General features: G+C 38.2%; 13 protein-coding genes. All 13 read right to left on the bottom strand.

What is annotated here, in order from left to right:
* Window positions 1-185 precede the first annotated feature (185 nt).
* The 13 genes from L0668_RS16935 to L0668_RS16875 all read right to left on the bottom strand — a co-directional run bounded on the left by L0668_RS16935 (window position 186) and on the right by L0668_RS16875 (window position 12,609).
* Entirely contained in the window at window positions 186-635 is a 450-nt protein-coding gene (locus tag L0668_RS16935; protein ID WP_235313907.1) for a DUF2721 domain-containing protein, read from the bottom strand.
* A 15-nt stretch (window positions 636-650) separates the two neighbouring features.
* Window positions 651-2,081 carry a 30S ribosomal protein S12 methylthiotransferase RimO gene (gene rimO, locus L0668_RS16930; protein ID WP_235313977.1) on the bottom strand — a complete coding sequence of 477 codons (1,431 nt, stop codon included), beginning with the start codon at window positions 2,079-2,081 and terminating at the stop codon, window positions 651-653.
* A 156-nt stretch (window positions 2,082-2,237) separates the two neighbouring features.
* A complete protein-coding gene (locus L0668_RS16925; RefSeq protein ID WP_235313906.1) occupies window positions 2,238-2,762 on the bottom strand; it encodes a lipocalin family protein in 525 nt (174 codons plus the stop codon).
* 12 nt (window positions 2,763-2,774) lie between these two features.
* Window positions 2,775-4,007 (bottom strand): class I SAM-dependent methyltransferase, encoded by a 1,233-nt coding sequence (locus L0668_RS16920; RefSeq protein WP_235313905.1) that lies wholly within the window; start codon window positions 4,005-4,007, stop codon window positions 2,775-2,777.
* 32 nt (window positions 4,008-4,039) lie between these two features.
* Window positions 4,040-4,813, bottom strand: coding sequence for a DUF1365 domain-containing protein (locus tag L0668_RS16915; protein ID WP_235313904.1), 774 nt, complete (start codon window positions 4,811-4,813; stop codon window positions 4,040-4,042).
* Between the two features lie 20 nt (window positions 4,814-4,833).
* Window positions 4,834-6,102: an NAD(P)/FAD-dependent oxidoreductase gene (locus L0668_RS16910; protein ID WP_235313903.1), complete on the bottom strand. Its 1,269-nt coding sequence runs from the start codon at window positions 6,100-6,102 to the stop codon at window positions 4,834-4,836.
* Window positions 6,099-6,839, bottom strand: a complete 741-nt coding sequence (locus L0668_RS16905) for an SDR family NAD(P)-dependent oxidoreductase (RefSeq protein ID WP_235313902.1) — start codon at window positions 6,837-6,839, stop codon at window positions 6,099-6,101. The genes L0668_RS16910 and L0668_RS16905 overlap by 4 nt, the downstream gene beginning before the upstream one ends.
* Complete coding sequence (locus L0668_RS16900) at window positions 6,839-7,315, bottom strand: nuclear transport factor 2 family protein (protein ID WP_235313901.1); 477 nt, start codon at window positions 7,313-7,315, stop codon at window positions 6,839-6,841. Before L0668_RS16900 ends, L0668_RS16905 begins: the two co-directional genes overlap by 1 nt.
* A 259-nt stretch (window positions 7,316-7,574) precedes the next feature.
* Window positions 7,575-8,534 carry a YbgA family protein gene (locus tag L0668_RS16895; RefSeq protein ID WP_235313900.1) on the bottom strand — a complete coding sequence of 320 codons (960 nt, stop codon included), beginning with the start codon at window positions 8,532-8,534 and terminating at the stop codon, window positions 7,575-7,577.
* 63 nt (window positions 8,535-8,597) lie between these two features.
* Window positions 8,598-9,311 (bottom strand): ChrR family anti-sigma-E factor, encoded by a 714-nt coding sequence (locus L0668_RS16890; RefSeq protein WP_235313899.1) that lies wholly within the window; start codon window positions 9,309-9,311, stop codon window positions 8,598-8,600.
* The gene (locus tag L0668_RS16885; RefSeq protein WP_235313898.1) at window positions 9,304-9,921 is read right to left on the bottom strand and encodes a sigma-70 family RNA polymerase sigma factor; all 618 of its coding nucleotides are present in this window, start codon (window positions 9,919-9,921) and stop codon (window positions 9,304-9,306) included. Before L0668_RS16885 ends, L0668_RS16890 begins: the two co-directional genes overlap by 8 nt.
* A 165-nt stretch (window positions 9,922-10,086) precedes the next feature.
* Window positions 10,087-10,710: an LON peptidase substrate-binding domain-containing protein gene (locus L0668_RS16880; protein WP_235313976.1), complete on the bottom strand. Its 624-nt coding sequence runs from the start codon at window positions 10,708-10,710 to the stop codon at window positions 10,087-10,089.
* A 75-nt stretch (window positions 10,711-10,785) separates the two neighbouring features.
* The gene (locus L0668_RS16875) at window positions 10,786-12,609 is read right to left on the bottom strand and encodes a fasciclin domain-containing protein (RefSeq protein WP_235313897.1); all 1,824 of its coding nucleotides are present in this window, start codon (window positions 12,607-12,609) and stop codon (window positions 10,786-10,788) included.
* Window positions 12,610-12,652 lie beyond the last annotated feature (43 nt).

Raw genomic sequence — 12,652 nt, 5'->3', positions numbered from 1 at the left:
GATGTTCAAATTCATTCCCGATGAATTTGTGGTTACTTTTGAGTCTTTTTAAAAAGTAACTGGTGCAACAGGGATGTTGTATCAAAAACGTCAGGATGACGGTGCACGAAGTGCATGCTTTTTAGCGATGCCCTGTGCGCAAAGTGCATGCTTTATGAGCTTGCGAATGCTCTTATTAAAAAGAGTTAATCGTCGATTAACTCTTTACCCATTTGTAATGTTTTAGTGGCTAGTTGTACTTCTTTTAAGAAGGTTAACAAAGCAAAAATTAGGAGAAATAGGGCGATGACAAATAGTGTCACTATGGTTTGGCTGAAGTCTATCACTAAGAAATCGCCTAAAAATAATAATACGACTACAGAACAGACGAACAAGGCACAGGCTGTACATAAACCGATTGAGCGATTAATAAGTGTGATCCTGCGCCATAAGTTTTTTAGCTCTTTTTCAGATTGTTCAAGATAGTCTGGATTTTTTATGGTGTGTACTCGGCGCTCCATTATTCTAGCTCTATCTACTATTCGACCTAACCGACCAGACATAACATTTAAAAAGCCAGCAATACCGGTCAACATGAAAATTGGTGCGACTACAATTTGAATAATTTGTGCTAAATCAGTCACTGATGAGCTCACTAGATAAAGTCCTTATTATTGATTATCGTTTTGCTCGTCTTCGTCTTCGACTTTTACCGCCCATAGATCGTGTTCGTCTGTATGAATGATTTGAGCCCAAATCACATCACCCGGTTGTACATCAAATTCATCGGTTAGATGTACGTTACCGTCGATTTCTGGGGCGTCAGCATAACAACGACCTACAGCACCTTCAGGTGTGACTTCATCGATAATCACTTGGTATTCTAAGCCAATTTTCGCTTTTAGCTTTTCGGCACTAATTTGTGATTGAACTTGCATAAAACGTTCAAAACGTTCTTGTTTGATTTCATCACTAACTGGATCGGGTAGGGCGTTGGCCTTGGCGCCTTCTACGTCTGAATATTTAAAACAACCTACGCGATCAAGTTGCGCTTCTTCTAAAAAGTCTAACAAGACTTGAAAATCTTCTTCGGTTTCGCCCGGAAAGCCCACTATAAAAGTGGAGCGAATGACTAAACTTGGACAGATTTCACGCCAGGCTTTGATCCGCTCCATGGTGCGCTCTGCAGCTGCTGGGCGTTTCATTAGTTTTAATATACGTGGACTAGCATGTTGAAATGGAATATCCAGATAAGGCAATATTTTTCCATCGCGCATAAGTGGCATAATTTTATCAACTGAAGGGTAGGGATACACATAATGTAAACGCACCCAAATGCCCATTTCGCCTAGTTTTTCGCAAAGGGCTTTCATGTCAGTTTTGACTGGCATGCCATCCCAAAAATCAGTTTTGTTTTTAACATCTACACCATAAGCACTAGTGTCTTGAGAAATCACCAATAACTCTTTTACCCCAGCATTTTTAAGACGTTTTGCTTCATCTAAAATACTTCCAATTGGGCGGCTGACCAAGTCACCACGCATTGAAGGAATAATGCAAAAAGTACATCTGTGGTTACAGCCCTCTGATATTTTTAAATAAGCGTAATGACGAGGAGTTAATTTAACGCCTATGTCAGGTACTAAATTTAGGTAAGGGTTATGTTGTGGTTGAGGTAAGTGGTCATGGACTTGATTCACCACTTCTTCATAGGCATGTGGGCCAGTAATGGCTAATACATTTGGGTGTACTTCACGGATTTCGTCTTCTTTTATGCCTAAACAACCTGTGACTATCACTTTACCGTTTTCGGCTAAAGCTTCGCCTATGGTATCCAACGATTCTTGTACCGCACTGTCGATAAAACCACAGGTGTTTACTATGACTAAATCGGCATCATTGTAAGTAGGCACCACGTCATAACCTTCAGTGCGAAGCTGAGTTAAAATGCGTTCTGAATCCACCAAGTTTTTAGGGCAGCCTAGGCTGATAAAGCCAATCCGAGTGCCATTGGTTTTGCTAGTTGGCGCACCGTCTTCTAACACTTTTACAGGTGTTTCAAGTGTGGTGGTTTTATTTGGTGTATAGGTTTCAACTGTCATGGTGTGCCTTGATGGTGCTAGATGGATGTCAACGGCTGGATTATATTGGAAAATCGCTGATAAATCACTGCGCATTCACGAGTTATTCAAGCTTGGAGTGTGGTGAACAGCTATCTAAGGGACAGCCTATGCTTGGCCCTTAGCGTTTTAGCGAGCTTATTTAAGGTCTGTGTGATTAACTAAAATCAAATTATCTACATCAAATGCCAATTTTTTAGACATGGTTTTAAATTTTTCCAGCAACTGTGGACTCACTGTTGGTGTTCTAGAGAGTAACCACAAATAGCTTGTATCGGGCCCGGATACAAAGGCATGTTGATAGTTATCATCAAGATAAAAAATCACGTAGGATCCATAAAAAGGTCCAAAGAATGATACTTTTAAATGGCCCACATCAGTTTGCTCTACAAATTTAGCGTTACCGATCGCTTTGCTCCATTCTTTGTCTGCGGGTGAATAACCTTGGTTTATCACCTCGACATCACCATCGGGTTTTATTTTGTATTGCGCACTGACCTGTTCTAAACCTCTTTCAAAGGAATGGTCTAGCCGAGCGATTTCGTACCACTTACCTTGATACTTTTCTAAATTAAAGTTTGCCACTGGCGTCATGCCTTGTGGTATGCCTGTACATGCGGTAAACAGGATCCCACAAGCGATAATGGTTATGATTTTCAACATTAATTTCATGGATTATTTTCGTGCCACCAAATGAACGGTACTGATCGCTCTTTCTAAAAAAGCGCCTTCACAATAAGCTAAATAAAATATCCACAGGCGCTTAAATTTTTCATCATAACCAAATTTTGTTAAGGCAGACCAAGAAGCTAAAAAGTTAGTTCTCCAATCTTCTAGGGTTTTTGCATAATCTAAACCAATATCTTCAAGGTTCTCAATCACAAGATTTGAATGTTTAGTTAAGTGTTTACTCAGCTCAGTGACTGAAGGAAGGAAACCTCCCGGGAAAATATATTTTTGAATAAAATCCACATTATTTTTGTAATGCTCAAATCTTTGGTCGGAAATGGTAATTGACTGAATTAACAATTTTCCACCTGGTTTTAATCTGTCGTTACACTGTTTAAAGAAGCTCGGCAAAAACTTATAACCCACAGCTTCAATCATTTCAATTGACACTACCTTATCGAAGCTACCGGTTAAGTCTCGGTAGTCATCTTTTAACAAGGTGATTTGCTTAGTTAATCCCAACTCATTGATTCGCGTTTGGGCATATTCATGTTGGGCATCGGATATAGTGGTAGTGGTGACTTTGCAGCCGTAGTGTTGGGCAGCATAGATTGCTAGCCCTCCCCAACCTGTGCCTATTTCTAACAAGTGGTCAGAACTTTGTAGGTCAAGACGTTCACAAATCATTTTTAATTTGTGGCTTTGTGCTTCTTCTAATGTGGCTGTTTTCGTTGGATAAATAGCCGATGAATACATCATTTTAGGATCTAAAAAACGGGTGTATAGTTCGTTGCCTAAATCATAATGAGCGAGTATGTTGCGCTTTGAACCTGACTGGGTATTGCGGTTTTGCCAATGGTTTAATGCATTTTGAATTTTGGTGATCCAAGATGTTTGTGATTCTAACGAATCTGTTTGTTGTTCTGCCTTGGCAAAAATACGGATAACATTGGTTAGATTTGGGCTACTCCATTTACCATCAATATATGCTTCTGCAACACCTATGCTACCGCCTTTTACTATATCTTTGTAAACGCTGATATCATGTATGTTGATTTTTGCCGATATTGATAAGTCAGAATCCACATCCATGCTGTGAAAAAAGTAATGTTTACCACTTTCTACTACTTCCAATTTTCCGTAGTTAAGCTTTTCAAATACAGAATGAACAAAGTCACGACAACGTTTATCAAACCAACTTGACGCTTTAAAAGTTTTATTGCCTGCCACTTGTTCCATATATTGCTCCTAATAATTCGATTTATTCTTGTTTAGTTACTTTTTTGATAGCCAATAAACGGCACTCGTTTGAAGAATAGTTTTAACGCTTGCCAATAAATACTCATTACCACTTTGATCGTCATGGCTGGCAAAGTCATCCATACATGTAATAAGTTTTTCTGGCTAAATGCCTTTCTCTGCAAGCTTAAGGTTGCATCAAATAATTTGTTTGCTTGCTGGTTAGCTAAAGCTCTTCGTTTGTTTTCAATGTGAATTTTCAGCCTATCTGAATTATCACTAGGTGGTGTTATTTGCCACTTATAAAACATATCCAAATCCATAAAGGGAGATACTTGAAAATCCTTATTAGTTATTTTTTCTTCATCTTTAACTAAGTCAACTAAATAATAGTGCCTCTCATTCCAGGGAGTATTGCTAACCTCGGCTAACATTTGAGTGCATTTGCCCCTTGCGTCGTAACAAAAATAAAAATTTGCTGGGCTAAAATACACTCCGAAACACCTTACTTGAACTAACATTACTATTCTACAAACATCTGAGTAGCCGTTTAACTCATTGACTTTGTTACTGATACGTTGTCTTAATCCATTTGGTTCATCTCGTAAGTAATCTTTTTCAACAAAACGTAACGGCTTAAACCATGAAAAGCCAAAAAGCCCTTTGCCTTTGTTAGACTTTTCAATATCTTCAATATCAAGAGCCAACATATAGAGCGAGTAGTTAAAACTATGTTTTTTCGGACTAAAGCGTCGGTGTGAAACATTGCCAACGTAGATGTAACTATTGTTAAAACTAGTGCTCATAGGTTATATGTGTTTCCGTTCTATACAATTGATGTATCTAAGTTGCAGTCAAAACGCTTGGCGACTTCTACGGCACTTCTTACCCCATCTTCATGAAAGCCGTTGTGCCAATATGCACCTACATAATGAGTATGATTGATGCCACAAATTGTATGCCTTTGTTTTTGAGCACGAATAGAAGTAGAAGAAAAAACAGGGTGGTGATAGGTAAATTCTTTCAAAATGCAGTTTGGATCAATGTCGTCTTTTTGATTGAGTGTGACGCAAAATGTATGTTCATTTTCAAGACCTTGCAGGATGTTCATATTGTAGGTCACACTCGCTGCTTTATGCCTGTCTTTACTCAACTGGTAATTCCAACTTGCCCAAGCTTTTTCTCGTTTTGGAAGTAACGTTTTATCTGTATGCAATACCACTGAATTTTCACTGTATGGCATAGAAGATAACACTGAGGTTTCTTGGTCTGAAGCATCTTTCAATAAGGCTAATGCTTGATCTGAATGACAGGCTATGACGACTTCATCAAAGCTTTGGCTGTCTTTATCACTAAAATGTATATCCACCTGTTGCTGGTGTCGAGAAATTCCGGTAATCGAAGCGTTTACTACAATATTATTTTCAAAAGGCCGGCATAGAGGGGGTAAATAACTCCGAGATCCCTTCGGTATAACATACCACTGAGGCCTATCAGCAATGTTCAATAATCCATGGTTATGAAAAAACTGTACAAAAAACTTAAATTCAAAATTTTCCATTTGTGCTAACGAACTAGACCAAATAGCAGCACCCATGGGTAAAATATAATGCTCGGCGAAAAAATCACTGTAATTATTTTCAGATAAAAAATTGCCTAATGTATAACCTGAACGAAAATTTTCTTTAGAAAAAATGCTTTTACATTGTTTATTAAATCGTAAAATTTCGCGAATTAGAGACCAAAACTTAGGTTTAAAGAGATTTCGTCTTTGCGCAAAAAGTGTATCTAAATTGTGTCCATTGTATTCCAAACCTGTCTGACAGTTGTGCACTGAAAAACTCATTTCAGTAGCTTGTTTACCCATTCCTATTTCAGCTAGTAATGCTAAAAAATGTGGGTAGGTCTTGTCGTTAAACACGATAAATCCAGTATCAATGGCAATGGACTTGCCATCTATTTCGACATCCACAGTGGCAGTGTGACCACCAATTCGGTCTGCTTTTTCAAACACTGTGACATGATGTTTTTTGGATAAAAGATAGGCGGCAGTTAAACCAGATACCCCTGAGCCGACAATGGCGATACGTTTCATGTGTTAAGCCCTTTTGACTTGTTATTATTCGTCATCAGTTTTTGCCAAATAGACGAGGGAAGAAATGAAAATAGTTTTAAAAGTAGGGTTAAACGCTTAGGGAAATGTAAATACTTTTGGCGTTTATTGACACCTTTTAGAATTTTTTTTGCTGCTTGGTCACTGGTGATTAAAAACGGCATGTTAAAGTCGTTTTTGTCAGTGAGTGGGGTTTTAACAAACCCAGGATGAACCAACGTTACATCGATATTTTCGGCAGCTAAGTCTAAACGTAGACTATTGGCTAAATAATCCATACCAGCCTTTGATGCCCCATAGGCCTCACTTCGAGGAAAGGGCAATATGGTGGCACTTGAGCTAACAAACACTAATTGTCCGTTAGTTTTAACTTTGGGCAATATGGCTTCTAACAACCAGCCAAGTGACGTGAGGTTGGTGGAGATAATATGGGCAAATTTAGTGGCCTCAAAGTGTTTAACATCGTCTATATATTGGCAATCACCTGCGTTAAAAATAACTACATCTAGCTTGTCAATGTTATTCAATTGCTGTTGAATTTGATTCGGTTGGTTGACATCAAATTGACAGACTTGGTGTGCTTTTTCAGATATTTTATTTAACTGCTGGGCATTTCTACCGCATGCTATGACTTTGTCTCCTCTAGCGACGTAGAGTTCAAATAAGGCTAAGCCGATACCAGACGTTGCACCAGTGATAAGGATAGTTTTGGCTGTCATTATTTGGCCGCTCTATTTTTTATCCATTGAGTGAACTTACCAAATACTGGCAGCTGTTCGTATAACATAGCACCTAAATCTAGGTAGTCTCTATGGAAAATAACCTTGTCTTGGTTACCTTTAATATGTGAATTTCCATAAACAGTGACCACCTCTCCTCTATTTAATTTAGGGTGTTGGTAAGACATGTTCCAATAAATAGCAGCTTGTTCACCATCATAAATAACCTGGTCGATTTGAAAGTGGCATGTAGATAGGTTTTGGTAGAGCTTTTCAAAGTATTGAGATAGGTCATTAAAACCTTGTATCTGATGCATGGGATCAATGAAGATTATATTGTCGTGATAAATATCAGATAACAGATGCAAGTTCGTTGTTGACAGGGTCTGATATATGTTCACAAACTTGTTTAGCCAATTAGGATGCTGACTATCTTGTTGGCTGTTATGTGTTTTATCCACTGCATCTTTAAGCATATTTAAGACCATTATCTGTAGTGATGTTGGGAAACTAAATTTAATAATAACTTTTAAAATTTAATCACTTAAGGTCCGGTTATTCTTGAATAGACCTTTACTAGTTATTACGTTTTGTACAAATGAAAAGATCAAGTTTAGATGATTATTATCAACTAACTATATCCCTAAAGGTTATTAAAGTATTACATACACAAGTCATTAAATAATCTTATGCATGTAATTGAAAAGTTGATAATGTAGTGATGGAGAGTAACTATTAATAAGCGTACCTTAGCCTTAACTCATCAGGGTAGGGTGATAAGTAGGCTTGTTTGGCTATGTAATCCTTTGGGTAATGTAGTAAATAATGTTTAATCAGAGTTAGTGGCACAACCAAAGGTACTAACCCTTTTCTGTAAGCTTCTATTTGCTCACACAGCTCTTGTTTTTCATTACTTTTTAATTGCTTAGAAAAATATCCTTGAATGTGAGACAGAGTATTCGCGTGTTTTTTTCGCGTAGCTTTAATTTTTAGTGCTGCCATTAAACCGGCTATATAGGTTTGAGCTTTTACTTCTAAAGGTAAATCAGGGTTAGCTAATAGTTGCCCTAACTGTTTGTATGCAACTAAGTCATGGCTCATTAGGGTATATTTGTATTGGCTATGGAAGGTGGTCAGTTTGTGTTGGGTCAAGCCTGAAGCTTCAATATTTTGCCAATGCTTGTAAGCGTATACTCTAGCTACAAAATTTTCTCTAATTAAGGGATCCATTAGGCGACCATTTTCTTCGCAAGGTAATAATGGATTGGCAGACATGATTTCCTTAGCAAACACTCCTATTCCGTCAGACTCAAGGGCATTACCTTTAGCACTGTACACTTTCACTCTTTCCATGCCACAAGTTGGACTTTTGGCACAAAATACATAACCACTCAGGTGTTTGGTTAGTGAAGCGACTTTTTTACCATATTCAGCCAGTGCTTGGGTAACGTCTCCAGAACCATCGGGCCTTGCTACAGATATGATGTCATTGGTTTTAATTTGACGAATAGTAGGTCTTGGTATGGGTAAACCAATTGCTACTTCAGGACAAAATGACTGATAAGTAACATGATTACCTAGCTCATGGATACAAAAATTGGACGGCTTATTGCTTGAATCAAAGCGCACATTTTCACCTAATAAACAGGCACTAATGCCTATTTTTAGATCTTTTGGGTCAACCGAATGGATCATGAACTCACCTTTTCAAATATATTTCACATTAAGTCAATAAATCAAACGTTAATAAATAAACCGTTAATAAATGAAGCTACCAATTGGATTGAGTAATTTGTTTATACCCTGAGTAAAGTGTAAAGCGCCATTTGCGACAGTAAAACATAAACATCCTTGGTCTGATACTGGATTATGTTGGTGAGAACCATCTAGCATAATAAAATCACCTTTGTGGTACTCGCCTTGCTCATCATGGAAAGAACCATCTAGTAATAAGGTTAATTCAAACCCGTTATGAGTGTGTTGTGGTACACCGCCTCCTGGGTTAATTTTTAATAAGCTAGTATGTATCTCGTTTTCGCTTAGTTGAATACGTGCGCGAGATAGCTTTCCAATATTTACTGGCTTATCAAGTTGCATATTGTTAAGCGCTCTTGGAAGTGTATATTTTTTATTGTTGAAACTGATACATTTCTCGGTTGAAGACACAACTTGTGTTATATCTTTTGACTGAGTGATGTTACTCACCATTTCATCAATGTTTAACTTGAAATCTCCAGCCTCAGCTAGTTGTTCAAAGCTATTTTCTTCAAAGCTACTTTCTTCAAAATATTCTATATCAAATGAGTCTTCTTCAAAACTAACTGCCGCGATTTGTTCAGTTAATTGAGAAATATGTTGTTGGCACTTAGGGCACATTTCGGCATGAATAGATATACCTGCTGAAAGTGATGCAGGTAAATCACCGTTAACATATGACTGAATTAACTCAAATGTAGGGTGATGCTTAATCATGTTTTTCTCCTAACTGCACTTTGAGTTTGGCTAATGCTAGACGTAATCGAGATTTGATGGTGCCAAGTGGTAAATTCAAATGGGTTGCCAATTGTTCTTGGGACATTTCCATTAAGTAAAAACCTTTCACAACTTGTTGCTGAGCCTCTGGTAAGTTTTCGATGACATTTAGTAATTGCTTATTCTCTAAATGGTCTTCAAAAGAACTATCTTCAGCTTGCAGGCTTTCAGCTATCGGCCAAATATCGTCACTTAAGTTGTCTTCTTTATTGCCTTTGATTTTACGTAACATGTCAAAACTGACATTACGCATAACTGTATACACCCAAGTGGTAGCAGCACCTTTGTCAGCATCGAATAAATGCGCCTTTCTCCAAACATTGCTCATGGTTTCTTGCACTACTTCATTAGCTTGTGCGTCATTTGGAAACTTTCTTCGAGATATTCGTTGAATTTTAGGTGCAAAAAAAGCAAACAAGTGCGTAAAGGCGCGCTTGTCTCTTGTTTCGGCAACAGCTTTAAGCCATTGACAGAGTTGGGGATGATCTATGCTATCTGACATTGGGATAGATTTATCATTTGTCACTTTGCTAAGCAAGTTTGTTTGCATTAGTTTTGCTACCAGTTTCAATTTTGGGAGTTAAAAATGAATACGCACACTAAGAATATAAAGATCACAAACCTATTAAACTTTTAATTAAATTATTTCAGTTTTGCAATTAAGTGCATGCAAATAGGGTCGCTTATGTTTAATTTTTAGTAAGTTAGGAAGGGGTTATTTGAAAATAATATCCTCGATAAAGGAAGTTGCTTGTGCAAACCCTTGTTGTTCAACAAAAGCCGTTTTTATGGCCAAGTCCACTGGCAATAACTCTAGCCACCTTGCTGTCACCCAATGAGTATTATGAGTGGGCTTTTCTGAATATAAATCGTTGAGCAGAGTGTTATTCTCAAACAACTTTTTTAAAGGTTTAGATAAAGTAGAGGTGCTATTAGTTACATCATCTTGAGACCAATGGTAGATAGGTGTGATCTCACCAAATTGCAAGCTGTCAGAGTCTTTTTCCATGTTTCTAACCTCAACCAGTGACTGGCATTTTACATCTATTTCTAAAACGCCGTCTTGTCCTTGATCAAAGTTAATGATGTGAACCCAGCTACCCCAGTTAGGGTTGGTTTTTGAGGAACCTTTAATATCCGAACAAATTACAAACCCATTTTGTTGAGAGGCTATTTTTACCATTTTTAAATATTTTGGCTCAAAAATTCTCAATCTAATAACACCTTCTGGTAAAAGGAATACTGGCAGCGGGAATATAGGTAGGTTCACGTGTTGGACTCTCATTTCTTGTTTATCACTGTTTACTTGTAGTACGTTTTTAGTCAGTATTTTGTTCATTTTTTTCAAAAAAAAGCCCCTATTTCTAGGGGCAAGGGGTCTTATCTATATAAGTTTCAAAGTTATATGGGATTATTATTCACCTAAAATTACGGCATCAATCACATGAATAACTCCGTTGGTGGTATAGATATCTTTGATCACTACATTAGAACCACCAATCATTAACATGCCGGTTTGTGCATCAACAGAAACATCCACCATGGCACCAGATGCAGTGGTTAAGCTTTTGCCATTAGCCGCATATGCATCAAGTGAGCTTAGTGAGGCATCTGCTACTACATGAGAAAGCAAAGTATTGGTTAGCGCATCTACATCGGCAAGTAAGGCATTTAACGCGTCTGGATCTACCGCGGCAAAAGCAGCGTTGGTCGGAGCGAAGACAGTAAACATTTTATCTTCATCAGCCAAGGTTGAAACCAAGTCAGCTGTGATTAGAGCATCTACTAGGGTTGAAAAGTTATCAGGATCGGCTAGGGCAACTTCTACAATATTTTGAGTTGGTGTGCCCATCATGGCAGGAGGCATGATTACATTATCTATAACATGAATAATGCCATTATCAGCCATTACATCAGCAGTGCTTACTGTTGCACCATTAACAAATAGAGTAGAGTCTACATAGGATAATGCCAGCATGTCATTATTAGCCGTAGTAACTTTATTATCATCAGATTGAGCTAATGTAATTGCGGCATCGGCCATCACTTTTCCTGGTAACACGTGGTACAACAAAATATTAGACAATTGTTCAGTGGTTAAACTGTCCAATGTACCTTCTGCTAGTTTTTCAAAAGCTTCATCTGAGGGGGCAAATACAGTGTAGTCATTGCTCAAATTAGCCAAAGTGCTATCTAGCCCTGTAGATTGCAATGCCGATACTAAGGTAGTAAAACTGCCGTTTGCTGCGGCTACGTCAACTAGACTCATAGGAGGAGCCGGGATAGTTACATCTGCTACTATTACGGCATCGATTACATGAATAATACCGTTAGTGGTGTGAATGTCTTTGATAATAACGTTTGCTCCACCAAATGTTAACATATCTGATGTTGTATTGATTTGTAGTGGAATGGTTGCCATAGAGGCTGTTTCGACCATAGCGCCATTTAAGCTATAAGCTGTTACCGAGTCTACTGCACTATCAACCACTACATGTTGCAATAAAATATCTGATAACATATCTGTGTTATTTAGAAGTGTGTTAATTGTTTCATCACCAATTAAAGCAAAAGCGTCATCTGTGGGTGCAAAAACTGTGAAGGTCGCATTTTCGTCAGCTAATACCGTATCCAAACCTGTTACCTGAAGGGCAGCTACAAGTGTAGTGAAACTTCCGTTGGCTACAGCCGTCTCTACTATGTTAGCACTAGGTGTCACTGCGTCAGCAGGGGGTAATAAAACAGCATCAATAACGTGGATAATGCCATTGTCAGTTTGAATGTCAGTCATAGTCACTGTTGAAGTGTTAACTAATAAATTGTCGCCATCAAGTGACAGTCCAATCATGTCGCCATTCACCACTTCAACAGTGGTGCCAGCTAAACCAATTGCTGTGGCGGCGTCTACTTCACTGCCAATTACGTGGTAGGTGAGTATGTCTGTTAATGTGTCTGTATCTGCTAACAATGCATTGATAGTGTCTTGGCCAAGCAGGGCGAAGGCTTCATCGGTGGGAGCAAATACTGTAAATTTTGCATTAGTATCAGAAAGAGTTGCAACCAACCCTGTGGCTTCAAGGGCTGCGACTAAAGTGGTAAAGTTACCATTGGCTACAGCAACATCTACTATGGTTGTTGGTGCAGGCATTTCTTCAACCACTTCAACGTCGTCGTCACTACAGGCTTGTAAAAAGAATAAACTTACAAGGGTTATACTTACTATTTTTAAATATCTCATGTTGTTTTCCTTTCAGTTGATTACAAGCCAACTTACGCTGGAA

The sequence above is a fragment of the Paraglaciecola algarum genome, from assembly GCF_021532655.1.
Classification (GTDB): Bacteria; Pseudomonadota; Gammaproteobacteria; order Enterobacterales; family Alteromonadaceae; genus Paraglaciecola; species Paraglaciecola algarum.
This window is presented reverse-complemented; position numbering and strand designations above follow the sequence as displayed.

Bases quoted from the DNA above. Each gene is read 5' to 3' on its own strand.
- rimO (WP_235313977.1), bottom strand. From the start codon at position 2,081: ATGACAGTTGAAACCTATACACCAAATAAAACCACCACACTTGAAACA.
- L0668_RS16925 (WP_235313906.1), bottom strand. From the start codon at position 2,762: ATGTTGAAAATCATAACCATTATCGCTTGTGGGATCCTGTTTACCGCA.
- L0668_RS16920 (WP_235313905.1), bottom strand. From the start codon at position 4,007: ATGGAACAAGTGGCAGGCAATAAAACTTTTAAAGCGTCAAGTTGGTTT.
- L0668_RS16915 (WP_235313904.1), bottom strand. From the start codon at position 4,813: ATGAGCACTAGTTTTAACAATAGTTACATCTACGTTGGCAATGTTTCA.
- L0668_RS16910 (WP_235313903.1), bottom strand. From the start codon at position 6,102: ATGAAACGTATCGCCATTGTCGGCTCAGGGGTATCTGGTTTAACTGCC.
- L0668_RS16905 (WP_235313902.1), bottom strand. From the start codon at position 6,839: ATGACAGCCAAAACTATCCTTATCACTGGTGCAACGTCTGGTATCGGC.
- L0668_RS16900 (WP_235313901.1), bottom strand. From the start codon at position 7,315: ATGCTTAAAGATGCAGTGGATAAAACACATAACAGCCAACAAGATAGT.
- L0668_RS16895 (WP_235313900.1), bottom strand. From the start codon at position 8,534: ATGATCCATTCGGTTGACCCAAAAGATCTAAAAATAGGCATTAGTGCC.
- L0668_RS16890 (WP_235313899.1), bottom strand. From the start codon at position 9,311: ATGATTAAGCATCACCCTACATTTGAGTTAATTCAGTCATATGTTAAC.
- L0668_RS16885 (WP_235313898.1), bottom strand. From the start codon at position 9,921: ATGCAAACAAACTTGCTTAGCAAAGTGACAAATGATAAATCTATCCCA.
- L0668_RS16880 (WP_235313976.1), bottom strand. From the start codon at position 10,710: ATGAACAAAATACTGACTAAAAACGTACTACAAGTAAACAGTGATAAA.
- L0668_RS16875 (WP_235313897.1), bottom strand. From the start codon at position 12,609: ATGAGATATTTAAAAATAGTAAGTATAACCCTTGTAAGTTTATTCTTT.